The sequence below is a fragment of the Streptomyces sp. NBC_01142 genome (assembly GCF_026341125.1).
GTDB lineage: Bacteria > Actinomycetota > Actinomycetes > Streptomycetales > Streptomycetaceae > Streptomyces.
This window is the reverse complement of record NZ_JAPEOR010000001.1, coordinates 2,624,215-2,650,438: the sequence shown is the minus strand read 5'-3', so window position 1 is coordinate 2,650,438 and position 26,224 is coordinate 2,624,215. Positions and strand designations below refer to the sequence as shown.

The window sequence follows — 26,224 nt, the reverse complement described above, 5'->3', positions numbered from 1 at the left end:
GTGTCTCCACCCGTTGCCCTTGCCTCTTCCACGCAACCGGAGACCCGTATGTCTGCCTTCCCCACCCACCACATCACCTGCTCCTCCCTCGCCTTCTCCTGGCCGGACGGCACGGGGGTGTTCGACGACTTCCAGCTCGCCGTCGGTCCTGGCAGGACCGGGCTGATCGGCCTCAACGGATCAGGAAAGTCCACGCTGTTGCGGCTGATCGCCGGTGACCTCACCCCGTCCGACGGAGCGGTCCGCACCACCGGCGAGGTCGGCTACCTGCCACAGAACCTGGTGCTCGACACCGGCCTGCGGGTGGACGAGGTACTGGGCATCGCCGCCACGCGCGCCGCACTGCACGCCATCGAGGCGGGCGATCCGAGCGAGGAGCACTTCACGGCCGTCGGCGACGACTGGGACGTCGAGGAGCGGGCACGCGCCGCCCTCGACGAACTCGGGCTCGGGCACATCGGCCTCGACCGCACCATCGGCGAGGTGTCGGGCGGCGAGGGCGTGCTGCTGCGGCTGGCCGCCCTGCTGCTCGCCAGGCCCGGCGTGCTGCTGCTCGACGAGCCCACCAACAACCTCGATCTGTACGCGCGCCGACGGCTGTACGACGCGGTGGCCGCCTGGTCCGGCGTGATGGTCGTGGTGAGCCACGACCGCGAACTGCTCGAACTGGTCGACCAGATCGCCGACCTGCGAGACGGGGAGGTCACGTGGTACGGCGGAAACTTCTCCGCGTACGAGGAGGCGCTCGCCGTCGAACAGGAGGCCGCCGAGCGCATGGTGCGCGTCGCCGAGTCCGATCTGCGCAGGCAGAAGCGTGAACTGACCGAGGCCCAGGTGAAGCTGGCCAAGCGCGTGCGCTACGGCCAGAAGATGTACGACACCAAACGGGAGCCGCGCGCCGTCATGAGGATGCGCAAGCGCACCGCCCAGGAGTCGGCGGGCAAGCACCGCGTCATGCACGAGGAGAAGCTCGCCGGGGCGAAGGAGCGGCTCGACGAGGCGGTGGAGGCGGTACGGGACGACGACGAGATCCGTATCGAGCTGCCGTTCACCAAGGTCCATCCGGGCCGGGGCGTACTGCGGCTGAATGAACTGACGCTCCGTTACGGAGCCGAGGTGAAAGGTGAGTTCGAGGTGCGCGGGCCCGAACGGATCGCACTGGTCGGACGCAACGGCGCGGGCAAGACCACGCTGCTGCGTACGATCGCGGGCGAGCTGGAGCCGGTCACGGGCGAGGCCGTGGCCGAGGTCCCGCTGCGCTTTCTGCCGCAGCGGCTCGACGTCCTGGACGACGCGCTGAGCGTGGTGGAGAACGTGGCGCGGTTCGCGCCCGATGCGACCAACAACCGGATCAGGGCGCGGCTCGCGCGCTTCCTCTTCCGGGGCGCACGGGCCGACCAGCCGGCCGGGACCCTGTCGGGTGGGGAGCGCTTCCGTGCGGCGCTCGCCGCGCTGCTGCTCGCCGAGCCCGCGCCGCAGCTGCTGATGCTCGACGAGCCGACGAACAACCTGGACATGGCGAGCGTAGGGAGACTGACAGCAGCATTGGAGTCGTACGAGGGAGCGCTGATTGTGGCGAGCCACGATGTGCCGTTCCTGGAGTCGATCGGCATCACCCGCTGGTTGCTGCTGGACGGCGGGCTCCGTGACATCAGCGCGGACGAGGTCAGGGACGGAGGGCTTCCGGCATAGGCCTGACGGTTGGCCGACAGCGGCCGGGATTCCGGACAGAAGATGTCCGGATTCCTGGCTAGCGTCGTTGGCATGCCTCAGAACATCGTCATCACCGGTGCACGCGAGAACAACCTCCGGGACGTCTCCCTCACCATCCCCAAGAACCGGATCACCGTCTTCACCGGGGTGTCCGGATCGGGCAAGTCGTCCATCGTCTTCGACACCATCGCGGTCGAGTCGCAGCGGCAGCTGAACGAGACCTTCACCTGGTTCATCCGGAACCGGCTGCCGAAGTACGAACGGCCGCACGTCGACGCGATCGACGATCTGTCGGTGGCGATCGTCGTCGACCAGAAACCGGTCGGCGGCAATGTCCGCTCCACCGTGGGGACCATGACCGACATCTACTCGGTGATCCGGGTGCTGTTCTCCCGGCACGGCACGCCGAGCGCGGGCGCAGCGACCGCGTACTCCTTCAACGACCCGTCCGGGATGTGCACGGAGTGCGACGGCGTGGGGCGGGTGGTCCGTCTCGACGTCGACCGCGCGATCGACTCGTCCAAGTCGCTGAACGAAGGCGCACTGCAGCTGCCGGGGCTCTCGGTCGGCAGCTGGGAGTGGAAGCTGTACGCCGAATCGGGTCACTTCGACGCCGACAAGCCGCTGGGGCAGTACACCGCCGAGGAGCGCGAACTACTGCTGAACGGCAACGGGTTCACGGTGCGGCTGGAGATGAGGACGGCCTCCGTCGATGTGCAGTTCGAGGGGATCGTCGGCCGCTTCACCCGGCTCTTCCTCAAGCGCGACACCGCCGGTCTCTCCGAGAAGCGCAGGGAGGCCGCGGGCCGCTTCACCGTTCAGCGGGTCTGCAAGGCGTGCGGCGGGACACGGCTGAACGAGGCCGCGCTCGCCACCCGTATCGACGGGCTGAACATCGCGGACTACACGCGCATGGAGGTCGCCGACCTGGTGGAGGTGCTGGGCAGGATCGACGATCCGGTCGCCACGCCGATCGCCGCCGCCGCCCGCGAGCGCCTGGAGCGGCTGGTGGGGATCGGGCTCGGCTATCTCTCCCTGGACCGGGAGACCACCACCCTCTCGGGCGGCGAGGGCCAGCGGCTCAAGATGGTGCGTCACCTGGGCAGTTCACTGACCGGGCTCACCTTCGTCTTCGACGAACCGAGCGTGGGCCTGCACCCGCGAGACGTGGGCCGGCTGAACGATCTGCTGACCCGGCTGCGCGACCGGGGCAATACGGTCCTGGTGGTGGAGCACGACCCGGACGTGATGGCGATCGCGGACCATGTCGTCGACATGGGGCCGAGGGCCGGCACGGACGGCGGGCAGGTGGTGTACGAGGGGCCGGTCGAGGAGCTGCGCAGGGCGGACACTCTCACCGGGCGGTGTCTGCGCCGTCGCGCCCCGATGAAGGAGACCTTCCGCTCCCCCGTCGACTGGTTCCCGGTGGCCGGGGCCGAACTGCACAACCTCAAAAGTATCGACGTACGGTTCCCGGCCGGGGTGCTCACGGCGGTGACGGGAGTCGCCGGATCCGGCAAGTCCACGCTGGTGTCGCAGGTGTTCACGACGGCGTACCCGGATGCGATCGTCATCGACCAGGGGGCGATCACCGCCTCGTCGCGCTCCACCCCGGCCTCGTATCTCGGGGTGATGGACACCGTCCGCAAGGTGTTCGCCAAGGAGAACGGCGTACAGCCCGGACTGTTCAGCTTCAACTCCGCGGGCGCGTGCGAGGAGTGCTCGGGGCGAGGACTCATCTACACCGATCTGGCCTTCATGGACCCGGTGACCACGACCTGCCATGTGTGCGAGGGCCGCCGCTTCCACGACGATGTACTGGAGCACCGGGTCAAGGGGCAGTCCATCGTCGACGTACTGGACATGACGGCTGCTCAGGCCATGAAGTTCTTCGAGGACAAGCCGCTGCTGCGCAAGCTGCGGACGCTCAAGGACGTCGGGCTGACGTATCTGACGCTGGGGCAGCCACTCAGTTCACTCTCCGGCGGTGAGCGCCAGCGCATCAAGCTGGCGACCCGACTGCACCGTACGGGCAGTGTGTACGTACTCGACGAGCCGACCACCGGACTGCACATGGCCGATGTGGACACCCTGGTCACGCTGCTCGACCGGCTGGTCGACGCGGGGAACTCGGTGATCTGCGTCGAGCACAACATGGATGTCGTCAAGCGGGCGGACTGGATCATCGACCTCGGCCCGGACGGCGGCAAGAACGGCGGCGAGCTCGTCTTCGAGGGCACGCCGGAGCAGCTGCTCCGGCACCGGAAGTCGTTCACAGCGGAGTACCTCCGCAGAGACCTGGGCCAGGACTGAAGACCAGAGCCGGGGATCAGGGCGGAGAGACCCGGTCCGGGGCTGAGGCGCTGCCCCGCCCCAGAGGGGGCAGGCACTCGGCCCGTCGGGATTCCGTCGCCCCAGGACGGCGGGCCATGATGGGCATCACCTGTACTCCCGACACCTCTGGAGATGCGCCCGTGCCCAGCAGGAAAGCCCTGATCCGCCGCCCGAGCCCACGCCTCGCCGAGGGTCTGGTCACCCACATCGAGCGCACCCCCGTCGACGCCGGGCTGGCGCTTGCCCAGTGGGAGACGTACGCCGAGACGCTGCGCGAGCACGGCTGGGAGACGGTCGAGACGGAACCGGCCGACGACTGCCCGGACGGCGTCTTCATCGAGGACACGGTGGTGATGTTCCGCAATGTCGCGCTGATCGCCCGCCCGGGAGCCGAATCCCGCAGGCCGGAGACGGCGGCGGTCGAGGAGACCCTGGCCGGGCTCGGCTGCTCGGTGAACTGGGTGTGGGAGCCGGGCACGCTCGACGGCGGCGACGTCCTCAAGGTCGGCGACACGATCTACGTGGGGCGGGGCGGCCGTACGAACGCGGCGGGGGTGCAGCAGCTGCGCGCAGCCTTCGAGCCGCTGGGCGCGCGGATCGTGGCCGTACCGGTGAGCAAGGTGCTGCATCTCAAGAGCGCCGTGACCGCGCTGCCGGACTCCACCGTCATCGGATACCCGCCGCTGATGGACACCCCGTCGGCCTTCCCCCGCCATCTCGCGGTGCCGGAGGAGTCGGGCGCGCATGTGGTGCTGCTCGGCGGCGGAAAGCTGCTGATGGCGGCGAGCGCGCCGAAGACGGCGGAGCTGTTCACGGATCTCGGCTATGAGCCGGTGACGGTGGACATCAGCGAATTCGAGAAGCTCGAAGGCTGCGTGACCTGTCTCTCCGTACGACTCCGCGACCTGTACGCATAACTGAATGTAACTGGACATAACGGAACCGGGCTTGGCCTGAGGCTTACTGCCGCCTTAACCTACGGTCACGTAACCTACGAATCCGTAGGTAACTCTCCCGTCCCCAGGAGCACCCGTGACAATCACCTCTCCCCAACTCGGCAGTTCGGACGCGTGGACAGACGCCCGACTGCTGTACGCGCTGGAAGAGGTGGTGGAGAAGGAACTCAACCGCCATCTCAAGGTCGCCAAGGACTGGATGCCGCACGAGTACGTGCCATTCACCGACGGCCGCAACTTCCCCGGCTTCTTCGAAGACGGCCAGGCCTGGGAAGCAGAACAGTCCAAGGTCACCGACATCGGCAAGATCGCCCTGGTCGTCAACCTCCTCACCGAGGACAATCTCCCCAGTTACCACCACGAGATCGCCTCTCTCTTCGGCCGCGACGGCGCCTGGGGCACCTGGGTGCACCGCTGGACCGCGGAGGAGGGCCGGCACGGCATCGTGATGCGCGACTACCTGCTCACCTCGCGGGCCGTCGACCCGGACAAGCTGGAAGAGTTCCGGATGACGCACATGGCGGAGGGCTTCGAGTCCGACAACCGCCACTCGATGCTGCACTCGGTGGCATACGTCGCCTTCCAGGAGCTCGCCACCCGCGTCTCGCACCGCAACACCGGACACCAGTCCGGTGACCCCGTCTGCGACCGGATGCTGGCACGGATCGCCACCGACGAGAACCTGCACATGGTCTTCTACCGGAATCTCCTGGGTGCGGCCTTCGAGATCGCCCCGGACCTGACCATGCAGTCCGTGCGCGACGTCGTCGTCAACTTCCGGATGCCCGGACACGGCATGCCCGGCTTCGAGCGGGCCGCCGCGCAGATGGCGATCGGCGAGATCTACAACATGCGGATCCACCACGACGACGTGCTGCAGCCGGTGCTGCGCTTCCTGAAGGTCCTGGAGATCGACGGGCTCGGCCCGGAGGGTCTCAAGGCGCAGGAGGAGCTCGGCCTGTACATGGGCGGGCTGGACAGCGAGGCGAGCAAGTTCGACGAGAAGCTCGCGGCGCGCAAGGCGCGGATGGCGGCGCGCGCGGCGGGCTGACCGCCCCCGTTCGCAGGCCGTCGCCGTACCCACGGCCGCACCGCACACGTCGGCGTCGCTCTGGCGGCGCAGCTCCCGCAGCTGCCGCCGCCAGGGCGGGTCCACGCGGTGCGGGGGCCGCCCGGGCGTCTTCCGCCTTCCGTCTTCCGTCTTCCGTCTTCCGTCTTCCGTCTTCCGTCTTCCGTCTTCCGACCACGTGGATCACGGTCCCGCACCCCTCCCCTCCCCGTCGCCGTACGGGGATTCTTCCTGCTGACAAGCGGTTCGCCGTACCGAACACCGGAACGCCCCAGGTCGCCTGGCATGATCGACCGGCACACTGACCAACAGGGGTGGGACAGCGATGAAGCGTGACCGGAGCACGGGCGACGGACTGAATCTCCTGCTCGCGCTGGCCGAACCGGACGACGCGCAGCGGGCGCGGGAGCGGCTGGGCCTCCAGCAGGAGACGTCGGTCGGCATACCCCAGCTCTGGACGGCCGTCCGGCTGGTGACGGGCGCCGCGGTGCCGGCTTCGGTGCTGCTGTGGATGCTGCAGGCCGACCGTCCTGAGATCAATGAAATTGTGTACAGAGCCGGGGTGAGCGCTTCGGTCCAGCGCGACATCCTGCGCGGTGTGCCGTTCGGGGCCGGCGCCGAGGGGCCGATCCCGGTCCCGCTGTCACTGCGCGGACTGGCCGATCCGGAGGGCCTGGCGGCCCCCGGCCCGCATGGTGTGATCGGCGGACTGCGGCTGGTCACCAGCATGCGGCGGGGACGCAGCGCGGCTGCGGCGGTCACGCGGGACGACTGGGCGGAGGTCGCCGCGGCCGATCTCGAGCAGCCGCTGCCGGGATTCGCGCGGTGGGCGCTGGCCATCCGCGTCGACTGCCCCGTGTCACTGCGCGAACGGTGGAGTGACCACCCGAGCTTCGCCCACCGGATGCGGCAGGCCAAAGTCGTCGACGGCCCGCGGACCTACGTGGAGAGCTGGCGTCCGGCCCTCGATGTGCTGTCCGTACTGGCTGCGGGGCACTGGGCGTTTCCGGCGCGAATGCCGGAGGCCGAGGCTGTCCTGCGACCGCTGGTCCGGGGCTCGTTGGCGGGAAACCCCGAGACCTGGGCGGTACTGGCGCAGCTGTTGCCGACTTTCTCCGGGACCGCTCCCGAGCTGATCGTCACCGCGGGGGCCATTGCCTGACCTCGGTGAGGGGCGCAGGGGGGCGGGGCGGCTGGAGTTGAACCAGCGTCCTCCGGTTCTGGAGACCGGTGCGTCTGCCTCTGCGCTACGGCCCCGCCCTTGCCGGAGATCCTAAGCCCTGTCCACCGTGGAACGCCGGGCGGGAAACGCGGGGCGGGGGAACGCGGGGCGGGGGAACGCGGGGCGGGACGGAAATCGTTTCGCCCGTTGTCAGTGCCCCCTGGTACCAATGAGGCAGTACGAGGGGGTGCGGGGGAATGGCGTACGGGGACGGGCGTGGGCGTGCGCGCCATGTGGTCGATCTGGCGGACCGGCGAGCGCTGGAGCGGTGGCGGCCGGCCGATGCGGCGGTCGTCGAGGAGGCGCGGCGGCTCAAGGAGGCCGCACTGCTCGACTTCGGGCTGACCGAGTCGGCGGTGGCTTCCTGGCTGTACGCCAAGTGCGCTCACCAGATCCCGACCACGGCGATAGACACCGCGGCCGTGGTGGCGAGCGGCGACGGTTCCTGCCTGCTCCTCTACAACCCCGGGTTCTTTGCGGAACTCGGCCTCGACGGCGTCAAGTTCGTCCTCTTCCACGAGGCGCGGCATCTGATCCACCGGCATCTGTTCACCGAGCCCGAACTGCGCGACGACCCGGTGTTCACGCTCGCGGCAGAAGTCTCCATCAACCATGTGGCGATGGTGCGGCTCGGCCGGGACGCCCTGCCGCTGCGGGACGGCGCTCCGACCGGCATCCATCCGGGCGAGGTGCACGCCGAGTACACCGCCGACCTGCGGGCGCACGGTCTCGAGCCCGTGGACTACGCCGCTTTCGTCGCCACCGACATGTCCGTCTACAGCGAGTTGAAACGGATGAAGCATCCGCCGGTGCCGCGGCCGGTGTGCGTCCATCTCACGGACGCCGGGATACCGGCCGACCAGGAGACCGTCGACACCACCGTCTCCTCCGTACTGCTCAACTCGCTGCTGGCCGCCCGCCGGGGGCATGCGGGTGCCGAGAGTGAACTGTGCGATCTGATGGACCGTACGGACGGCGCCTCGGAGCGGACAACGCGGCTGTGGGGGCGGTTGGGAGCGGGCACCCTGCGCGGGCAGACGGCGCGCACGGGCAAGGTCGACTGGTGGCAGCGGTGGCTGGTGGACGTGATGGCGTCCAAGCTGCGGGAGGGCGAGCGGCTGGTCTATCCCAAGAAGCGCGGCGCGCTGCTCGCCGCGCTGGGCCACGACCCGATGCTGTCGCGGCGCGGTCCCGTGCGCGACAAGGTGCTCGTCATCGCGTACGACACTTCGGGGTCGATGCCGCAGCATGTGGTCACGTGGCTGACCGAACTCGTCGGCGGGATCGACGGGGTGGAGGCCCACTGGCTGTCGTTCGACGGTGTGGTGATGCCGTTCGTGCCGGGTGAGCGGGTGCGCGGCGGAGGAGGCACGAGTTTCGAAGCCGTCGCGGACTATGTCGAGGGGCGCACCGCCGTCGACGGCCGCCTCCTCGAGGTGACGCCCGATGCCGTGGTGATGCTCACCGATGGATACGCCCCGGCCATCACCCCGGCAGAGCCCGACAAGTGGATCTGGCTGATCACCGAGGGCGGCGACGACTGGCCCGATGCCCACACTCCCCCGATGGCCTGCCATCGCGTCACGACAGGATCAAGATGACCAGCGCCACAACCGGCACCACCACCAACGCCACGACCAACGCCACGGCCAACGCGACGGCCAACGCGACGGCCAACGCGACGGGCCGCCGGCAGCTGTGGCGCGGCAACGCCACCTATCCGAAGCCGCCGGAAAGCTGGACCGGGGTCTCCAGGCTGGAGGCCTTCATCGACGCCATGATCGACATGGGGCAGACGGGCCAGGTCTTCGGCGAGCACGGCATCGGTAAGACGTCGACGTTCTTCTCCCATGTGGCCGAGGCCTACCCGGAGGCCGAGCTGGTCTTCGTACCGGCCGCGAATCTCACGCCGGACGATCTGCTGGCCAACGCACCCGTACGCGATCCCGACACCGGCCAACTGGTGCTGCGGCAGCTGGTGATGAGCCAGCTCAAGCCCGGCAGGCCCTTTGTGCTGCTGATCGACGACTCCCTGCAGGCCGGCGAGACCATTCAGTCGCAGCTGATGCAGATCGCCTGCAACTGGACGCTCGGTGAGTACGACCTGCGGGCGCTGGGCTGCATCGGAGTGTTCCTCAGCGACAACGAGTCGCTGGCCGAGACTTCCGCGCGCCGCAGCGACCTGGCGATCCTCGACCGGATGGTCACGATCCGGATCACCGCGAACGACACCGCGTGGCGCTTCAAGCTGGCCTCGAAGTACCGGAAATGGGACCTGAGCGGGGTGTTCACGGTGTGGGCCTCGCTGAGCCCCGCTGTGCGCGAGCTGCTCTCGCCGCGCACCCTGGACCACATCCTGGCCAACGCCCAGGAGGGCTTCCCGCTGCGGTGGGGGCTGCCGCTGATCAACGGCGAGCGGCTGCGGCTGGTCGAGCCGCGCGGTGACGGCAGCCCCGGCCAGAACCGGACCGCGGAGGTGCTCGACCGGATAGCGGCCTCCCTCGGCGTACCCAATCCACTCACGGTTCCCGACCCGGTGCGGCAGGTGGTGCGGGCCGCGCTGCGCAACCGCTGGAGCGTGCTGCTGCAAGGTCCGCCCGGCTGCGGCAAGACGGAACTCGTACGGCAGACGGTGCGCGAGGGGCTCGGCGGGCTCGAGCCGCTGTACTTCTCGCTGCCGGTGACCAACGTCGAGGACCTGTGCGCACCGATCCCGACGTCCGACGGGTCCCTGGACAATCTGCTGGCCGCCGGTTTCACCGGTCCCGAGCCGAAGGCGATCGTCTGGGACGAGTACAACCGGCCCAAGGACAAGGCGGCGTTCGCCAAACTGATGGAGATCACACAGGAGTGGTCTCTCGCGGGGCGGCGGATCGACGGGCTGCGGGCCCAGATCGCCATACAGAACCCTCCGTACCACCTCGGCCGCAAGCTGCTGGTGTCACGCAACAACATCGCGCAGGCGACCCGGTTCACCGCGTCACTGACGGTTGAGCCCGAGGACATCCCGGCCAATGAATGGCTGATCGAGAAGTACGGGCCGGTCGCCGAGACGGTGCTCGACTGGTGGAAGCACGACATCGACGAGGACGGGCGGGCCTGGATCACCAAGCGGACGATCGAGCGGCTCGTGAAACTGCATCAGCGCGGGCTGCCGCTCGAGATGGGCACGGTCTATCTGGGGGACGGCGAGTACGCGCCGGTGCCGCTGGCCGCCCTGATGGACCGTCTCGACAACCGTCCGGTGACCGGGCTGCGCGAGCTGGCCCAGCAGGTGGACGCCTGGGAGGCACGGCTGCGCGGAGCGGCGGAGCAGACGAGCGAGGGCGGAAATGACAGCGATGTGGTGCACCAGATCATCGCCAACGCCGAGCTGTCACAGCTGAAGAAGCACCGGAAGGCGGTGGCACGGCTGGTGGCTCTGCTGCCGCCGAAGCTGCGGTCGACGTATCTGGTCGGGGCTTCGGAGAAGCATCAGCGGTTCTGGATCGAGATATTCGCGGCCATGCCGCGCTGATCCGGACGGTTACTCGGGGTCCGGTGGGGCCGTGCGGTGAACACTGCGTACGGCGGCGACGTCGGCGGCCACCGCGGGCATCGGCAGATGCGCGCTGAGGGCGTCCAGCCTGCGCCGCACCGTGGTCGCGATGCCCTTGCCCAGCACAAAGCGAGTGGCGGTCGCGGCACGGGGTGCGGCGTCGAGGATCCGATGGGCCTCTCGACTGCGCATCCCGGTGTGGGCGAGGACGAGGTGGGTCAGCCGGTGTTCGTGGGCGGCGAGGGCCTCGCCGATCGCTGTGGCCGCGTGGGTGTCGATGTGGTTGTCGTCGGCGCCGAGCGTACGGGCTGCCCGGACCCGGCCGAGGTCCAGCAGCTCGACACCGGCATCTGCCGCCGCGGCGACCAGCCGGGCGCCGGCCTGCGGACCGATGCCGTTACTGGCGACGGAGAGGCGGGCCAGCCGTCCGTACGGGGCGCGGCGCAACGCGTCGACGAGCAGCAGCGCTCCACGGTCACCCAACTGGGCTGCGGATACGTACAGTTCACCGACCGCACCGCCGGCGATCAGTGCGGCGAGCGGCGCTGCCCCTGCAGGCCCGAGCGGATTGCCTCCGATGAAGATGCGCTCGATGTGCCGTCCCGCCGCGGCCGCGGTCAGCAGCGCCTCGGCCAGGACCGCGAGACCGGCCGGGTCGAGTCCTGTCTGGACGAGATCGAGGGTGCGCAGGGCCGAGGCGGCCGCGATGAGTTCGGCCGCGGCCTGCCCGCCGCCCGTGCCCAGCGGGTTGCGCTTGAGCCAGACACCGCCGACAAGGTGCTCCGAGGCCCGCAGACTGTCGGCGATCCGGCAGGCGCCCCCCGCGGTGATGCCGTTGCATCCGAGGTAGAGGGTTTCGACGCCGGCGCCCACGGTCTTCTCCGCCACGGTGGCGGCACCTTCGTCACCCAGGCCGTCGGTACCGAGCAGCAGTTGCCGCACGGGCGAGGGGCTCTCCCCGGCGCTGCTGCGCAGCGCCTCGGCTATGAGCGCGGCGCCTTCAGGGCCGAGTGCCTGCTTGCACAGATCGAGCCGCCCGTCGGGCAACGCGGTGCCCGCAGGGAAGTCCAGCCGCCGGTCCGTGGTGAGCCCGCCCCTCAACCAGTCGATGAGCGGGCCGAGTTCGGCGACCGAGCGCGGCAGCACTTCGGGCACTCCCGCGAACGGCTCGTCCTGCCCCATCACCACTCCGCTTCCCGGTAGTCCTTGAGGAAGACGCCGGCCACGGGCGCGCCCGCCTCTCCCCGCACGATCGGGTCGTACACCCGCGCCGCGCCGTCCACGATGTCCAGCGGGGTGCGGAAGCCCGCGGCGGCGATCCGTGACTTCTTCGGCACGGGATTCTCGTCGGTGATCCAGCCGGTGTCGACGCTGCACATGTGCACGCCCTGCGCCACGAGTTCGGGCCCGCTGGTGCGGGTGAGCATATTGAGTGCGGCCTTTGCCATATTGGTGTGCGGGTGCCCTGCCATCTTGTGCCGTACCGCGAACCTGCCCTCCACCGCCGTCACGTTCACGATGTAGCGGCTCGGGCGGGGCGAGGCGAGCAGCAGCGGCAGCAGCCGGTCGACCAGGAGGGTGGGGGCCAGTGCGTTGACGAGCTGGGTCTCCAGCAGCTCGGCCGGATCCAGCTCGCCGATTCGGGCCGACCAGGAGTTGGTTGGCGCGGTGTCGGGCAGCAGCCCTGCTTCATCGGCCTCGGGCAGTACGAGCGCGAGGGCGCCGCCGGCTGCGGATCGCTCCAGGGCCCGCATCGGCTCGTAGCCGGGCGCGCGCAGCACTCCGCCAGGGAGCGTTGCCCGCTCTCCGGCGGCCAGCAGCGCGTACGACTCCGGCGGGCGGCGGACCGTCTGGGCGGCGTTGTTGACGAGGATGTCCAACGGCTCGCCTTCCTCGCGCAGCCGCTCGCACAGCCCCAGTACCTGCCGGGGGTCGCGCAGATCAATGGCGATGACGGTGAGCCGGTCGAGCCATTTCGCACTGCCGGGTGCCGCTCGGAACCGGTTCAGGGTGTCGTGCGGGAAGCGGCTGGTGACCAGGAGCTCCGCGCCGTCGCGGAGCATCATCAGCGCCAACTGGAAGCCGATCTTCACCCGGCCGCCGGTGAGCAGCGCGCGGCGGCCGGAGAGGTCGGTGCTCATCGTGCGCCGTGCGGTGTTGTCGGCGGCGCACTCGGGACAGAGCAGGTGGTAGAAGGAATCGGCCTGTCGATAGAACGACTTGCAGACGTAGCAGCGCCGCGGGCGGGAGAAGACCCCGGCGGTCCCGGCGGTATCGGAGACCTCAGCGGCGTCCGCGGGCACCGCGGGCCCCAGTGGGGCGTCCTCGCGCCGGGTGATCGCCCCGGTGGCCGTGGCGGCCATGACCGCCGCGTCGGCCTCGGCCTGCGCGCCTTTGCGCACCTTCCGCCTCGCCATCCGCCCGTCCCGGGCGAATGAGGAAGCGACCTGCTCGGCGCGCAGACGTATCGGATCGTCGACGGGCATCGCGCGCAGCTTCTTCACCGTACGGTCGAATGCCGCGAGCTCCTCGTCGCTGACACGCTCCATCCCTGTCCCGCCCCCGTCGTCCCGTGCAGTGGTCCCGGCCGGATTCGAACCGGCGTATTCGTCCGTGTCGGGACGGTGCGCCTGCCTCTGCGCTACGGGACCATGCCGATGCCTGCCCGGACGGCCGGATTCGAACCGGCGTGGCCGCCCTGGCAAGGCGGTGCGCCTGCCTCTGCGCTACATCCGGGCATTGCCGGGGATCTTAGCCGCCCACCCGGTCCGCGACGTCAGCACCCCGCACCCCTGCCACCCGTCCGAGGTACGGCATTTATCCAGTTCGGTCGATGATCTGCCAAGGTGGTCGGCCATGGATCGTGATCTCCAGGTGGACGCCCACCAGTTGGGCCGTTTCTCCCGTGCGCTGGGAAGCTCGCTGACTTCGCTCCACGAGGCGAGACGGGCGCTGGAGCATGTACGGGCCGGCCAGCTGGGCACAAAGGAACTCGACGAAGCGTGCGACGGCTTCCAGGAACGGTGGAGGTACGGGGCGGAACAGCTCGGCACCCGGATCAAGACGGTGCACGACGGAGTGAAGCTGAGCCACGAGGGCTACGTCCAGGTCAACAAGGCGATCGAGTCGGCGTTCAAGGCGGTGGAGGCGCGTGCCTGAGTACCCGTATCTGGGCTGGAACCCGGTACCGGGGAGCCCGTCGGCGATCTCCGCACTCCAGAGGAAGCTCAGCACGTCGGCGACGGCACTGGGCACCGCGCACCGACTGGTCAATCAGCTGCTGGGCGAGAGCGCGTACTGGCAGGGCGAGGCGGCGGATGCGTTTCGCGGGGCGCTGGACGGTGACCTGCCGCGGTACTTGAAGAACGCGCACCGGTCGGTGTCGAAGGCGGCGTCGCAACTGCAGACGTGGCACGACGATCTGGTGGGCTACCAGGCGACGGCAAAGAGGTACGACGCGCGAGCCGAACTCGACCAGGCAGCCGTCACAAGGGCTGAAGCCCACCACGAGAAGACCCGCACCGCACCGGAGCTGACGGAGTCGGAACTGACGGCAGCGGCGGACGCGGTGACGAAGGCGAGGGAGGCGCTGGAGTCGGTACGGAAACTGGCCCGGGAGCTGGAGGAGACGCACCGGATGGAGGCGGGGCGAATCGCGAGGGCCCTGAACGAGGCAACGGACAAACTTGCGCCGCAGGAACCGGGGGCCTTGGACAAGGCGCTGAAATGGCTGGACGAGGACCTGGGTGACTTCTTGTCCGACGTGTCCGCCGCTGTCGGATTCGCAGCCCTGATCCTCGGACCGTTCTTCCCGGCTGTCGGCTTGGTGCTGTTGTTCGTAGCAGCCGGCGCCAGCATGGGTGCTCTCGCTCACCATCTGACGGATTCAAAAGTTCAGAAGTCGCTGAAAGACGGTTTCACAAAAGGTGAGTTCGATGCCGACTTCTGGGACAGCGCCGTAACGGTTACGGGTGACACACTTGGGTCCGTGCCCGGCGTGGCGGCAATCGCCCACGGGGCGAAGTCTGCTTCGGCAGCCACTCATGCGGCTACAGCCGTCGTGGATTCTGGAGGTCTCGCCGCAATGCGTGTCGGTTCAGAAGGGTTTGCGCGCGGGGCGAAAACAACAATGGATGGGATGCGTCAGGTGGAGAACCCACTTACCGAATGGGCGCTGCGGGGCACACCGCATTTGGTAAAGGAAGGCGTGAAGTACACCTTTTCGGGGGCCGGAGCGGCGACTGCCGGCAGCCACTACACCTCGCACGACGACAATGAAGCTGTCTCTCACACAGCAACGGCAGTCGATGGTACACGCGCGGTCCTCGATGATGGCCCCAGCGCTGCCGCCAAGGCCGCCCACGCGTGGGCATCCCTCTCAAGGTAGTCACGACCATAAGGCGGTTCCCATGCTCAGTAAATCAGTCTCTCCTGCACCCCCAATGTGGTTTCGGTTACCGCCGGGCTACCACGACCTCGATGCGATCAGTTCGGACGATCTGAATCAGGCGGTCTCGGCCGTCCTGCCGCCGATCCTGGAAAGCGACCCAGCAGTTGACTCATCTCTTGACGACATGCGCACCTTGCTGGGGTTACTCAGTGCCATCCGCGAAGGCGGGAGCGTCCATACCTCGATCGGGGTCCATCCCGACGGGAAGGACGGCGCTTCCATTTCGTTGTTTTCCCTGTCCGTGACACACAGCGCGTCACGGACAGCAGGGCTGGCGGTCGCACAGAGCGCTCTCGCCCTCGCCAGCTCCCCCCTCTGGAGTGCCAACACCTGCAAGCTCCTCGAACTTCCCATGGGTCTGCCCGCCGCGCTGGTGGCCGGACGCCTATCACCCCCACCACTCAGCCTGCTCGAGCGCGCCGGCGTCGACGCGGCGCCATGTGAAATCTTCCAGGCCCGCCTCACCGTGCCGTTCCCTACCGGTTCACACGTCGCCGTGGCAGATCTCGCCAGCGCCGCCACCCGTCATGCCGAGTCGTACACCGACATCCTCGAATGCATCGCTCAGACGCTGGTGTTCACTTCGCCTGCCTCGCCAATCTCGCTTCCCCAACCGCCCTCCCGCATTCTGGACTTGCTCTCGTGACGCCACCGACTGCACTGCCTCTCGTTAAGGCAGCATTCGATCACCCACCCACAATGACTGGCCATAGGCGACTCGTGATCAAGCGCCGAATCTGGCTGATCGGAGTGCTGTTTCTCGGCGCTGCGCTTGTCTACTTGGGGGTGACGTATCCTCCTTCTGACATCATCGGCTCTGTCCTCTTCAGTCTTCTCTTCTATCCCTTGGCCCTAACCGTCGCTTTCCTTGCCCTTCGCCGCACACGAAGAGTCGCTCGAATTCTCAAGGCCTATCCGTGGCAGGCGTACTCGTGCGAGTATCCGCGCCGCTCGCTGGACAGCCCGAAGGTCATCATGATCAAGTTCACTGAGGAACACACCCCTGTCCTGCGGTTCACCCCGTTCTCAGTGCACCTCGCACAGAAGCAGAATCCGCAGCCGGACATGATCTGGTTCGCCGGCGACCCCCGTTACGGCGGCGTCGTGTCCCCCGTCGGTGGGCACTTTCCGGTTCGCGTCGTGCCCGAGGCCATGGGTGAAGCCGTTCCTGACGGCACCCCCGCCGACGACGCGCGTGCGGAGCTCGCCGACCTCGTCAAGGACGGCAGAGTCCACACCACATAGGGCTGTCCGCCCTCACCCCGGCGCGTCCTCCCCCACCATCTCCACCGCCCTCTCCGCAATAGCCACCACCGGCGCATGCGTATGCCCCCGCGTGATCCCCGGCATCACCGACGCATCCACCACCCGCAGCCCCTGCACCCCCCGCACCCGCAGCCGCGGATCCGTCACCGATCCCTCGTCGCTTCCCATTCGGCATGTACCGACCGGGTGGTAGAGGGTCTGTGCCGAGGACCTGATCGACTCGGTCAGGGTCTCGTCGTCCACCCGGCCCGGATACGGGGGCATCGGCTTCGAGGCGTACGGGGTCAGTGCCGCGGATCCCAGCAGGGACTCCGCGCGGCGGATGCCCGCCAGCAGGCGGGTGAGGTCCGGGGGTGCCGTCAAGTAGCGCGGGGCGATGCGGGGCGCGACCAGCGGGTCGGGGGACGTGAGCGTGATGTGGCCCGTGCTCTCGGGCTGGAGCAGCACCACACCGATGGTGATGCCGTGCTCCGTAGGGGCGGTCAGGCCGTGGTCGATGAACGGGGCCGGGGCGAAGATCAACTCCAGGTCGGGAGCCGCCAGTTCCGGACTGCTCCGTACGAACGCCACCGCCTCCGCGAGATTCGAGGTCAGCGGCCCCCGCCGCGTCAGCAGGAAGCGCCCCACGTTTGCCAGCGTGTCCGCGCCGGTCAGGGTGACCGGGGTCGGGCAGTGGCTCGTCACCGCGAAGGACAGGTGGTCCTTGAGGCCGCAGCCCACCTCGGGAGACGCGGCGCGCAGCGGGATGCCGACCTCCTTCAGGTGGTCCGGGTCGCCGATGCCCGACAGCATCAGCAGGTGTGGGGATCCGATCGCGCCCGCGCTGAGGATCACCTCGCGGTCGGCGCGCAGCACTCCGGGCACGCCGTCGGCGACGACGCCCACCACCCGGCTGCCCTCGAACTCCAGCCTGCACACTCGGGTGTTGGTCAGTACGTCGAGGTTGGCGCGGCGCGCGGCCGGTCGCAGATAGCCGTCGGCCGCGCTCCAGCGACGGCCGCCCCGCTGGTTCAGCGGGGTGAGCGCGCAACCGCTGTGGTCGGGCCCGTTCAGCTCGGGCAGATCCGGCAGACCATCCTCCCGGCAGGCCCGAAGGAACGCCTCCGTGAGGGGGTTCGGATCCCGCGGTGGGGAGATGTGCAACGGACCGTCGGCGCCGTACACGGAGGATCCGGCCGCCACCGGGCCGGTCCAGCGTTCCGCGCGGCGGAAGTACGGTTCGAGCGCGTCGTACGACCACTCCGCCCCCGCCACCTCGCCCCACGCGTCGTAGTCGTCGCGATGCCCACGGACCCACATCATCGCGTTCAGCGAGGAGCAGCCCCCAAGCGTGTGACCGCGCGGCCAGTACAGTTCACGGCCGCCGAGTTCGGGCTGCGCCGTGGTGGTGAAGTTCCAGTCGTACGACGTCTTGAAGAGTTTCGGGAACGCGGCGGGTACCCGGAATTCCTGCTTGCGGTCACGGCCACCCGACTCGACGAGCGCCACCCGCACCGCCGGGTCCTCGGAGAGACGCGCCGCGAGTACACAGCCCGCGGACCCCGCCCCGACCACGATGTAGTCGTACCTGCTCGCGCTCAACTCGGTTCCCCTCGTTCAGCCGTCCCGGTCAGCCTGACTGCACGTGAGACGGTACCGGGCGGAAAAGGGTGACCGACGGGCTTTCGACTTCCGTCCCCTCCAAGTTGCTGTCGCCGAGCGGGAGGCCTTCGGGTACGACACTCCGGTGGCCGAGCTGTGGCCCGAGTTCGCCGCGCGGGGAAGTGGCGCCGTCACCGTAGGGCACCTGCTTACCCACTCGGCCGGCGTGCCGGGGCGGCCTGCGGGCCGTGGCGGGCGACGCGTTCAGCCCTGACCGCGCTTGAGGAGGTGCCGCTCCTTCTCGGAAAGCCCGCCCCACACCCCGAATCTCTCGTCGTTGTCCAGCGCGTACGCCAGGCACTCCACCCGGCCCTCGCACGCCCCGCACAGCTGCTTGGCCTCACGGGTGGACGTGCCAGGGGCCGGGAAGAAGAATTCGGGCCCGGCCTGGGCGCACAGTGCGGTCTCCTGCCAGGAGAGTTCTTTGTCAGTAGTGGCGTTGATCGGCATGCTGAACACGGTGCCGAACGCCGATAAACGCCGGGTCAATGAAGCATCAACGGCCCCACCGGTACCGGCGGGCTACCGGCGGGCAAGCCAACCCCGATGGCGAAGATCCGGGCGTCAACTCTCCGGCTGCGCGCTCTGCATCACCGCGAACCGCGCGCCCGCGGAATCGGCGAGCTTGGCGAAACGCCCCACGCCCTCCAGATCGACCGGGGCCATCCTGACCTTGCCTCCGAGCTCTGTCGCCCTGGCGACCGCGGCGTCGCAGTCGGCGACCTCGAAGTACGGCAGCCAGTACGGCCCTTCCGCCGCCTCTGCCGGGTCGGCGCTGAGCGGCACGATGCCGCCGAACATGCCGTCCGGGCCCGCTCCGGCGGGGCTGACCATCGTGTACGACCCGCTGCCGTCGGGCAGCGGCATGGTGCCGGTCTCCCAGCCGAAGACACCGCTGTAGAAGCGGATGGCAGCATTCGGGTCGGGGGTGTAGAGCTCCTCCCAGACCAGCGTGCCAGGGTCGTTGACGGCGTCCAGGCCTTTGATCCGGCCGGGCTGCCAGGTCGCGAAGCCGACGCCCGCAGGGTCGGCGAAGATCGCCATACGCCCCAGTTCGAATACGTCCATCGGCTCGAACACGATGGAGCCGCCAGTCTCCTCGACGGCCTTGGCCGTGGCATCGGCGTCGGGTATCTGGAAGTAGACGTTCCAGCCGGGTTCGCCCTGCTCCGGGGCGACGGCCATGCCGCCCGCGACGGTCTTCCCGTCGAGCTGGAACATCCCGTAGCCGCCGGCCTCGGGCCCGGCCGACTGGAAGGTCCAGCCGAAGAGGCCCCCGTAGAAGGTGTTCGCTGCCTCGATGTCGGGCGTGCCGAGGTCGAGCCAGTTCGGAGAGCCTGTGACAAAACGGGTGGTGAGCATCGTGCGCTCCTTCGTGGGATCCCGCTGTCCTGACTTCCCGAGTCTGCTACCGATCCCTTACGGCCGCACCCAGAAGCAGTCCTCGGACTCCATTTGCACCGGCCCCCGGGCTCATGCAGGATTTCCGGCCATGCCGTTCAGAAAGGCCCACGCCGCGTAGGCGCCCGTCGCTCCGGTCCTCGGCCAACGCGCCGCCGGACTCCGACACGAGGCCCGCCCGGATCCCCGTCCAGCGCTTGCCGAAAAGCCTCGATGCCACCGAAACTACTCCCCGCCTCCCGCCCGTCTCGCTGTCAGAGGCAGAGGGCACACTGCCGCCATGAGCATCAGGTCACCTCACGCGTCCGGTTCGGACAGTCCCCCGCTTGCCTGGGTCGGATCGATGGGCGGTCCGCTCGTGGTCGTGCCCGTTTCTGCGCTGGCACGGTGGGGCGGCTGCACTCCAGGAGGGATGATCAACAGCGATGGGGTCATCCCCGATGATTACGACCGCGCCTGCGACGTGGATGACCTGGCCGGCGTGATTACCGTGGGCGAGACGCAGGCACTGGTCCTGGCAGACGAGCCCGCTCGCAGCTGCTACCTCCCGGAATTCCAGACGTTCGTACGCTGGCCGGCCGCCGACTCCGAGTCCGAACTGCTTGCCGAGGCAGAGGCCGTCCTCGTCGATCCCGCTACCGAGTGGGAGGAGTGCGGCACATGGAGAACGGATGGCCCGGCGGTACTCATGGACTCTGCCGAGGCCGGAGCCGATCTGAACGTCGAGTACCCCGACGGCGGAGGGCTACCGGAGCAGGCTCCGGTCCCCATACCGCCAGGCCAATGGGTCGTTCGTGCAGTCCAGACCTGGGCCAACGACCAGACTTGGACGGGACTGGTCCAGCTGCTTGCCGCGGACTGCTAGCGCACCTCCGGGTCGTCTCACGCAAGCCGCCTCAAGGCCGCAGATCTCGCAGAACGGAGCAGGTCAGATGACACTCGCCGCATCAGACCAGTCGCAGCGAATCTGCTCTGCCCTGGTCACGGAGCCGCCGGGCACCGCCCAGTTGCTGCCCGCCTGATCGGCCGCCGCACCCACGGTCCGCTGTTCCTGACCGGCCGCAAGGCGCCGGCCGGGACGTCGACGCTCGATGTGTGCCCGGCGGCAGGCCGGAACGGGCTCTCGTACCAGCGAGCCGGGAGATCTTCGAGGAGAACACCCGGCTGCCGGCCGACCCGTTGGCCTCGCCCGAGGACATCGAGGCGCTGGACGGCTGGACCACGGCACCGTCATCCACGGCTCTCGTTTTAGGCGATCAGAGCGGCGATGCCTCCGGTGAGCAGACCCACGACGATGATCAGTGGGCTGCCCTTGAGCGCGACGCTGAGGTGGAATCGCAGGTCGCGGTACTCCGCCATGTCCTCGGTGCCGGGAAGGATCAGCAGGCGGGGGCGCAGCCCGGCGAAGATGATCCAGTCGATGACGACCAGGTCCCAGACGGTCAGCGTGGTGAAGATGAGGGCCGCACAGACGGCCGCGGGCAGGAATTCCAGGCCGTCGTCCAGTGCGCCGTCGAGGCCGATCATCGCCGCGATCAGCAGGGGGAGGCCGCAGACGGCCCAGATGATCACGCCGAAGAGCACCGCCACCCGGCGGCCGCGGGCGCTCTTGGGCCTGCCGTACCGGCGCTGGATCGCGGGTGGATAGTCGTTCAGCAGGAAGTCCCTGCTCATGGCCGCTCCGGCGAACACCGCCGCGGTGAACAGCACGCTGAGCGCCAGCCCGTAGCCCAGGCCGTACCCGAGGACCGCCGACCACTGCATGCCAACCTCCCGAAGCATCCCGAATCCCGGTAAGGCTTACCTAACCTTCCATCTCTCCTAAAGTCAACGTGCTGTGAAGTTCAAGGGGTTACGATGCTGTCGTGGCAACAGCAGACGGCGCCGAGCCGGCCGGGGGCCGGAGGCGCCCGGAGTTCCGCAAGGGCCGGCCTACTCTGACCAGGGAGAGGATCGCCCGGGCGGCCTTGGAGATCCTGGGTGAGGCGGGCCCGGCGGAGCTGACGATGCGCGCCGTCGGTGCGCGCCTCCACGTGTCGCCGCGGGCCCTCTACAACTACGTGGCCGATCGGCGTGATCTGCTCGGGGAGATCGTGGGTGTCTGCCAGAGGGACCGGCCAGAGCCCCGGCTGGACACCGACCGCTGGCAGGAAAGCCTGCGGACCTACTGCCGGGACCTGCGTGCCTGGTACCGGGCGCACCCGGGAATGCTGGCGCTCGCCCGCGCGGAGGACCTGACCCCGTTCGCGTCCGCTGACCTGCTGCGGCCCGACGACATCCTCGTGGGGTTCTTCCTCGACCTCGGACTGTCCCCGCAGAACGCCCGCCGGGCCTGGTCCATCACCGTCCTCCAGGTCTCCGGGTTCGCAGAGATCTGGGACGCTTGGCACGACCGGCCACCGCCCGGTTCGGACCCGGCCGGGTGGACCGGCGTGCCACCGAACCCGGCGGCCGGAGAACTCCCGCACCTGCGACGCGTCACAGCCGAATCCGCCTCAGAGCCCCCGGACGTCCTGTTCGAATCGGTCCTGGCCATGCTCATCGCGGGGGTGGAAGCCATGATGTGACCCGAGCCCGGTCGCCCCTGGCTTGTTCCTCACCTTCTTCATGTCGTCTTCGAGCAGCGTCCAGACCTCAATCAGGTTTTCCGGCTCCCCCAGTCCTGCCTCACGCACGCCCCTTGCCCCACCGAAATCACTCGTTCAGCTCAACGAGACGACCGGTGAGGAGAAGCGAGGGCCGGACGGTGTTCGAGCTTGTGCAGCGTCGTGCGGATATCCGCACGACCGTGCGTTCAGTCCTGCGCGGCGGCTGCCGGCGCCGGCAAGCAGCCGCCACCGGCGGAACTGACGCCTCCTAGTGGCTGTGACCGCCCGGCTTCGCGCCGGACTCCGACTTCGCGGCTGCCTTCGCCGCCGCCTTCTCGGCCGCCTTCCCGCCCGTGGGGTGGTGCGGCTCGTACCCCGGGATCGTGCCGTCCGGCTTCGCCACCAGGAAGAGACCGGCCATACCCATGTCCGAGTGGCTCTGGACGTGGCAGTGATACATCCACGCCCCCGCGCCCACGTGTTCGCCCGCGATGATCTGGAAGCCGAAGGAGTCCGCCGGGCCCGTGATCTTGTTGTCGATCACGCGACTGACGTCGCCTGGGCCCTCGAGCAGGCCCGTTCTGTTGTCGGCCCATCGGTGACCGTGCATATGGAAGGTGTGGTAGTACTCGCCGTGCGTGATCATGACGATCTCGACGCGATCCCCCACCGTGGCCCGGAAGTCGGGACTGGCGGTGCCCGGCCTGTTGTTGATCGTCATGTCGTTGAAGACGATGGTGAACTGCTTGTCCGGGAGGATGTCGCCCTTCCTGCGCACCACCACAGGACCGTAGAGGCCCTTGCGGATACCGCCAGTTCCGTGGTCCGTGCCCACCACATGGTCGTGGTAGTGCCAGTAACCCGCGCTGCCCGGCCGCCAGGTGCCGTCCGCGCGTTTGCCCGGGGTGTGGGTGCGCCACGTGTAGGTGCGGGTGGCGCCGGGTTCGACATGGCTCTTGCTGAACCTGGTGCCGTCGTTGGCGATGTCGTAGTCCACCCCATGGGCATGAAGGCTGACCGGTACGTCCATCGTGTTCTCGAACTCGATGTGCAGCGTGTCGCCCTCGACCAGCTCGATCATCGGGCCCGGGATCGACGCCTTGCCCTTCTCCAGGCCGTAGCCCATCTGACCGTCCGGCAGCTTCTCGGCGTACAGCCTGAGATGGCGTACCTGACCGCCGGCCGGGGCAGTCCGGGGTGCGCCCGCAGCCGAACTCCCAGAGGTCGCGGAGGTCGCCGAGGTCGCGGTCGAGGCGGAAGCGAGCGACAACGATGTCACACCCGTGGCGGCAACCGCGCTCCCCGCCAGCAGCCTCCGGTTGAAACTCCGTCTGTCCATGCCGAACTCTCCAGTCTGGTACGGAGATTGACGGGGCTCAGGTGACCCCGGGGACGGCCACACGGTAGCCGGGTGATCTTCGTTTATCCACACCCAGGACAAAGTTTGTGCCATCTGAGTCATACCTATTGGCGAACCACGAAAAGAGGTCTAGTTTCCAAGGCTGTTGTTGTGACCACAGAGGGGTGGGTGACCCATGCAGCGCGCACCACATCACCGGTCGAGATCCCGAAGAAGCGGTCTGGCGGCGGCCCTTGGGGTCGGCGCACTGACCGCGTCCCTGCTCGGCGGGGGGACCATCGCCACCGCCGAACCATATCCCGAGCCACCGTCGACAACGTTGTCCCTGCCATCGCCTCCCGGCGGCAAGAACGTACGGGTACTCGTCTTCCACGGATCGGCGACCGAGGAGTCGCCGACCGTCGACGCGGGCATCGCGGCGATCGAGAACATCGGGCTGACCGGGCCCGCCGCCGGCCGCTTCAAAACGGAAGCCACGGACGACGCCGCCGTCTTCACCAATGCCACCAAGCTCGGCAGATACAACGCGGTCGTCTTCCTCACGGGCGGCGGCGATGTGCTCGATCCCGAGCAGGAGGCCGGGCTCGAGTCGTATCTGGAGGCCGGCGGAGGGTTCCTCGGCATCCATGAGGCGGCGCGCACCGAGCCGTACTCCGACTGGTTCACCGGGCTGATCGGCGCCCGGCCCACCGGTGCCGCCGGGGCAGTGCAGCGCGCGGTCGTCGAGGTCGGCGACCGTCGGCATCCGGCCACCACGTCCCTTCCGCTGAACTGGAAGCGGCCCGACAAGTGGTTCAACTGGGCGGTGAACCCCTCCGGCAGCGTGCACACCGTGGCGCGCGTCAAGGAGAGTTCCTACGCGCCGGGCGCGGGCGCCAACGGCTGGGACCACCCGGTCTCCTGGTGCCGTGACTACGACGGCGGCCGGTCCTTCTACACCGGTATGGGCGGTACGGTCGACAGCTTCGCGGAGACGGACTTCCGCGACCATCTGCGCGGCGCCCTCGCCTGGACCTCGCGGATCTCGCGCGCCGACTGCAAGGCCACCATCAACGGCAACTACACCGCCGAGCGGGTCACCCAGCCCAACCAGCCGGGGCAGAACGACCAGATCGGCGAGCCGCACGGCCTGGTCACCGCCCCGGACGGGCGGGTGCTCTACATCGGGCGCGGCGGCGCCGACTCGAGCAGGCCCGTCATCACCGACTGGAACCACCCCGACATGGGCAAGGGTGCGGGCGAGGTCCATGTCTACGACCCGAAGACCAGGAAGGTGACGTTCGCGGGCGCGCTCGCCGTCTTCGGCAACAAGGGCGGCGGCGACGAGCTGATCAAAGTCGAGGAAGGCCTCCTCGGCATCGAGCTCGACCCCGGTTTCATGTCCAACGGCTGGGTGTATCTGCACTACACACCCCACTCGCAGCTCAACCGCGATACGCACATGGCCGAACGGCGCGTCTCCCGCTTCACCTTCGATCTCGCGGCGAACAAGCTGGCTCTCGCCTCGGAGAAGGTGCTGCTCAAGTGGCCGGTGCAGGTGCACAGTTGCTGCCACTCGGGCGGCGGGATGTCCTGGGACTCCCGAGGCAATCTCTACATCGCCACCGGTGACAACAACTCCTCGGGGTTCAGCAGCGGTTACTCCGGCAACAACCCGCAGCCCAACTTCAAGGGCGTCTCCTTCGCCGACGCACGCCGCACCGCCGGCAACACCAACAACCTCAACGGCAAGATCCTGCGGATCCACCCCGAGGACGACGGGACGTACACGCTGCCCGAAGGGAACCTCTTCACGGGCCAGGAGCCGGACGAGGGCGGCGGCAGGACGCGCGGTGAGATCTATGTGATGGGCGTACGCAACCCGGCGCGTATCTTCGTCGACAGGACGACCGACATTCTGTACGCGGGCTGGGTCGGCCCCGACGCCGGTGCGCCGAGCACCACCTGGGGCCCTGCCAAGTACGACACGTTCGCCGCCATCACCAAGCCGGGCAACCACGGCTGGCCGTACTGCATGGGCAACAAGCAGCCCTACCGCGACCGTAATCTGCCGGACCCGAGCAAGCCGCTGGGCTGGTACAACTGCGACGCGCCGAAGAACGAGTCGCCGAACAACGACGGCCTGGTGAATCTGCCGCCGGTCACCTCGAACACCATCTGGTACTCGCCACAGGGCGGCGGCCCGGACTATCCGCGGGACGCCAACGGCATCCCGAGCTACAAGGTGGAGGAGCAGAAGCTGCTGATGCCGTGGCTCAGGGGCGGCGGCCAGGCGACCATGAACGGCCCGGTGTACCGCTACGACGAGGCGAGCACCAGCACCGCGAAGTGGCCGTCGTACTGGGACGGGAAGTGGTTCGTCGGTGACTTCTACGACGGCGACCAGCCGCGCCACGCGGTACTGACCGACCCCAAGACGGTGGGCAGGGGCGGCATTCCGGTGCACGCCGAGTCCCTGAAGAAGATCATCCCGGTCGGGGCGGACGGTATCCGCAACCTCATGGACTGGAAGTTCGCGCCGGACGGATCGCTGTACGTCCTGGACTACGGACGCGGATTCTTCACCTCCGACTCCAAGTCCGCGCTGTGGCGCGTCACGTACAAGGGCGGCGAGCCGACACCGTCCGCCGAGAACCTGGCACGGAAGGCGGCGCAGTGAGAACAACGAGCCACGTGCGACACAGAA

21 protein-coding genes, 3 tRNA genes and 1 pseudogene are annotated in these 26,224 nt (G+C 68.6%); 15 read left to right on the top strand and 10 right to left on the bottom strand.

The annotated features are described in order from the left end of the window. Positions 1-48: 48 nt before the first annotated feature. The 5 genes from OG883_RS12090 (at position 49) to OG883_RS12070 (ending at position 7,234) form a co-directional block, all read left to right on the top strand. The gene (locus OG883_RS12090) at positions 49-1,692 is read left to right on the top strand and encodes an ABC-F family ATP-binding cassette domain-containing protein (RefSeq protein ID WP_266538941.1); all 1,644 of its coding nucleotides are present in this window, start codon (positions 49-51) and stop codon (positions 1,690-1,692) included. Between the two features lie 72 nt (positions 1,693-1,764). Next, entirely contained in the window at positions 1,765-4,026 is a 2,262-nt protein-coding gene (locus OG883_RS12085; protein ID WP_266538939.1) for an excinuclease ABC subunit UvrA, read from the top strand. 161 nt (positions 4,027-4,187) lie between these two features. Beyond that, entirely contained in the window at positions 4,188-4,964 is a 777-nt protein-coding gene (gene ddaH / locus OG883_RS12080) for a dimethylargininase (protein ID WP_266538937.1), read from the top strand. 115 nt (positions 4,965-5,079) lie between these two features. Continuing rightward, a complete protein-coding gene (locus OG883_RS12075) occupies positions 5,080-6,054 on the top strand; it encodes an acyl-ACP desaturase (protein WP_266538934.1) in 975 nt (324 codons plus the stop codon). A 343-nt stretch (positions 6,055-6,397) separates the two neighbouring features. Next, the gene (locus tag OG883_RS12070) at positions 6,398-7,234 is read left to right on the top strand and encodes a hypothetical protein (RefSeq protein WP_266538931.1); all 837 of its coding nucleotides are present in this window, start codon (positions 6,398-6,400) and stop codon (positions 7,232-7,234) included. A 21-nt stretch (positions 7,235-7,255) separates the two neighbouring features. Here the strand turns inward: OG883_RS12070 and OG883_RS12065 are convergent. Continuing rightward, positions 7,256-7,331: transfer RNA gene (locus tag OG883_RS12065), tRNA-Trp, on the bottom strand. A gap of 160 nt (positions 7,332-7,491) precedes the next feature. Here OG883_RS12065 and OG883_RS12060 point away from each other — a divergent pair. Continuing rightward, positions 7,492-8,895, top strand: coding sequence for a hypothetical protein (locus OG883_RS12060; RefSeq protein WP_266538928.1), 1,404 nt, complete (start codon positions 7,492-7,494; stop codon positions 8,893-8,895). A gap of 176 nt (positions 8,896-9,071) precedes the next feature. Then, entirely contained in the window at positions 9,072-10,811 is a 1,740-nt protein-coding gene (locus tag OG883_RS12055; RefSeq protein WP_266541451.1) for an AAA family ATPase, read from the top strand. Between the two features lie 9 nt (positions 10,812-10,820). Here the strand turns inward: OG883_RS12055 and OG883_RS12050 are convergent, their stop codons facing one another. The 4 genes from OG883_RS12050 to OG883_RS12035 form a co-directional block, all read right to left on the bottom strand. Continuing rightward, positions 10,821-12,014 (bottom strand): ribonuclease inhibitor, encoded by a 1,194-nt coding sequence (locus tag OG883_RS12050; RefSeq protein WP_266538925.1) that lies wholly within the window; start codon positions 12,012-12,014, stop codon positions 10,821-10,823. Then, positions 12,014-13,381 carry an SDR family NAD(P)-dependent oxidoreductase gene (locus OG883_RS12045; RefSeq protein WP_266538922.1) on the bottom strand — a complete coding sequence of 456 codons (1,368 nt, stop codon included), beginning with the start codon at positions 13,379-13,381 and terminating at the stop codon, positions 12,014-12,016. Before OG883_RS12045 ends, OG883_RS12050 begins: the two co-directional genes overlap by 1 nt. Positions 13,382-13,410: 29 nt before the next feature. Next, a tRNA-OTHER gene (locus OG883_RS12040) sits at positions 13,411-13,483 on the bottom strand. A gap of 13 nt (positions 13,484-13,496) precedes the next feature. Further along, a tRNA-Gly gene (locus OG883_RS12035) sits at positions 13,497-13,568 on the bottom strand. Between the two features lie 120 nt (positions 13,569-13,688). Between OG883_RS12035 and OG883_RS12030 the strand changes: the two genes are divergently transcribed. The 4 genes from OG883_RS12030 to OG883_RS12015 are packed head-to-tail and all read left to right on the top strand — an operon-like array spanning position 13,689 to position 16,527. Next, positions 13,689-13,991 (top strand): hypothetical protein, encoded by a 303-nt coding sequence (locus tag OG883_RS12030; protein ID WP_266538917.1) that lies wholly within the window; start codon positions 13,689-13,691, stop codon positions 13,989-13,991. Beyond that, positions 13,984-15,219, top strand: a complete 1,236-nt coding sequence (locus tag OG883_RS12025) for a putative T7SS-secreted protein (RefSeq protein ID WP_266538914.1) — start codon at positions 13,984-13,986, stop codon at positions 15,217-15,219. The genes OG883_RS12030 and OG883_RS12025 overlap by 8 nt, the downstream gene beginning before the upstream one ends. A 22-nt stretch (positions 15,220-15,241) precedes the next feature. Then, a complete protein-coding gene (locus tag OG883_RS12020) occupies positions 15,242-15,928 on the top strand; it encodes a hypothetical protein (protein WP_266538910.1) in 687 nt (228 codons plus the stop codon). Then, positions 15,925-16,527: a hypothetical protein gene (locus OG883_RS12015; protein ID WP_266538907.1), complete on the top strand. Its 603-nt coding sequence runs from the start codon at positions 15,925-15,927 to the stop codon at positions 16,525-16,527. The genes OG883_RS12020 and OG883_RS12015 overlap by 4 nt, the downstream gene beginning before the upstream one ends. 12 nt (positions 16,528-16,539) lie before the next feature. Here the strand turns inward: OG883_RS12015 and OG883_RS12010 are convergent, their stop codons facing one another. After that, positions 16,540-18,129, bottom strand: a complete 1,590-nt coding sequence (locus OG883_RS12010) for a GMC family oxidoreductase (protein WP_266538904.1) — start codon at positions 18,127-18,129, stop codon at positions 16,540-16,542. A gap of 130 nt (positions 18,130-18,259) precedes the next feature. Between OG883_RS12010 and OG883_RS12005 the strand changes: the two are divergent. After that, positions 18,260-18,361: pseudogene (locus OG883_RS12005) on the top strand (serine hydrolase); the annotation flags it as partial. A gap of 32 nt (positions 18,362-18,393) precedes the next feature. Here OG883_RS12005 and OG883_RS12000 read toward each other — a convergent pair. Then, entirely contained in the window at positions 18,394-18,639 is a 246-nt protein-coding gene (locus OG883_RS12000; RefSeq protein ID WP_266538901.1) for a WhiB family transcriptional regulator, read from the bottom strand. A 114-nt stretch (positions 18,640-18,753) separates the two neighbouring features. Next, the gene (locus OG883_RS11995; protein ID WP_266538898.1) at positions 18,754-19,551 is read right to left on the bottom strand and encodes a VOC family protein; all 798 of its coding nucleotides are present in this window, start codon (positions 19,549-19,551) and stop codon (positions 18,754-18,756) included. Positions 19,552-19,870: 319 nt separating this feature from the next. Between OG883_RS11995 and OG883_RS11990 the strand changes: the two genes are divergently transcribed. After that, complete coding sequence (locus OG883_RS11990; RefSeq protein ID WP_266538895.1) at positions 19,871-20,455, top strand: Imm21 family immunity protein; 585 nt, start codon at positions 19,871-19,873, stop codon at positions 20,453-20,455. A gap of 383 nt (positions 20,456-20,838) precedes the next feature. Here OG883_RS11990 and OG883_RS11985 read toward each other — a convergent pair whose 3' ends face one another. Next, positions 20,839-21,354 (bottom strand): hypothetical protein, encoded by a 516-nt coding sequence (locus OG883_RS11985; RefSeq protein WP_266538893.1) that lies wholly within the window; start codon positions 21,352-21,354, stop codon positions 20,839-20,841. A gap of 101 nt (positions 21,355-21,455) precedes the next feature. On the opposite strand from OG883_RS11985, the gene OG883_RS11980 reads away from it, so the two are divergent. After that, positions 21,456-22,157: a TetR/AcrR family transcriptional regulator gene (locus tag OG883_RS11980; RefSeq protein WP_266538890.1), complete on the top strand. Its 702-nt coding sequence runs from the start codon at positions 21,456-21,458 to the stop codon at positions 22,155-22,157. 289 nt (positions 22,158-22,446) lie between these two features. Here OG883_RS11980 and OG883_RS11975 read toward each other — a convergent pair whose 3' ends face one another. Beyond that, positions 22,447-23,517 (bottom strand): multicopper oxidase domain-containing protein, encoded by a 1,071-nt coding sequence (locus OG883_RS11975; RefSeq protein WP_266538887.1) that lies wholly within the window; start codon positions 23,515-23,517, stop codon positions 22,447-22,449. Positions 23,518-23,713: 196 nt separating this feature from the next. On the opposite strand from OG883_RS11975, the gene OG883_RS11970 reads away from it, so the two are divergent. Continuing rightward, positions 23,714-26,197 carry a ThuA domain-containing protein gene (locus OG883_RS11970; protein ID WP_266538884.1) on the top strand — a complete coding sequence of 828 codons (2,484 nt, stop codon included), beginning with the start codon at positions 23,714-23,716 and terminating at the stop codon, positions 26,195-26,197. Positions 26,198-26,224 lie beyond the last annotated feature (27 nt).

Bases quoted from the DNA above. Each gene is read 5' to 3' on its own strand.
- OG883_RS11990 (WP_266538895.1), top strand. From the start codon at position 19,871: ATGAGCATCAGGTCACCTCACGCGTCCGGTTCGGACAGTCCCCCGCTT.
- OG883_RS12020 (WP_266538910.1), top strand. From the start codon at position 15,242: ATGCTCAGTAAATCAGTCTCTCCTGCACCCCCAATGTGGTTTCGGTTA.
- OG883_RS11985 (WP_266538893.1), bottom strand. From the start codon at position 21,354: ATGCAGTGGTCGGCGGTCCTCGGGTACGGCCTGGGCTACGGGCTGGCG.
- OG883_RS12055 (WP_266541451.1), top strand. From the start codon at position 9,072: ATGATCGACATGGGGCAGACGGGCCAGGTCTTCGGCGAGCACGGCATC.
- OG883_RS12000 (WP_266538901.1), bottom strand. From the start codon at position 18,639: ATGCCGATCAACGCCACTACTGACAAAGAACTCTCCTGGCAGGAGACC.
- OG883_RS11970 (WP_266538884.1), top strand. From the start codon at position 23,714: ATGCAGCGCGCACCACATCACCGGTCGAGATCCCGAAGAAGCGGTCTG.
- OG883_RS12030 (WP_266538917.1), top strand. From the start codon at position 13,689: ATGGATCGTGATCTCCAGGTGGACGCCCACCAGTTGGGCCGTTTCTCC.
- OG883_RS12090 (WP_266538941.1), top strand. From the start codon at position 49: ATGTCTGCCTTCCCCACCCACCACATCACCTGCTCCTCCCTCGCCTTC.
- OG883_RS12085 (WP_266538939.1), top strand. From the start codon at position 1,765: ATGCCTCAGAACATCGTCATCACCGGTGCACGCGAGAACAACCTCCGG.
- OG883_RS12070 (WP_266538931.1), top strand. From the start codon at position 6,398: ATGAAGCGTGACCGGAGCACGGGCGACGGACTGAATCTCCTGCTCGCG.
- OG883_RS12060 (WP_266538928.1), top strand. From the start codon at position 7,492: ATGGCGTACGGGGACGGGCGTGGGCGTGCGCGCCATGTGGTCGATCTG.
- OG883_RS12050 (WP_266538925.1), bottom strand. From the start codon at position 12,014: ATGGGGCAGGACGAGCCGTTCGCGGGAGTGCCCGAAGTGCTGCCGCGC.
- OG883_RS11995 (WP_266538898.1), bottom strand. From the start codon at position 19,551: ATGCTCACCACCCGTTTTGTCACAGGCTCTCCGAACTGGCTCGACCTC.
- OG883_RS12045 (WP_266538922.1), bottom strand. From the start codon at position 13,381: ATGGAGCGTGTCAGCGACGAGGAGCTCGCGGCATTCGACCGTACGGTG.
- OG883_RS11975 (WP_266538887.1), bottom strand. From the start codon at position 23,517: ATGGACAGACGGAGTTTCAACCGGAGGCTGCTGGCGGGGAGCGCGGTT.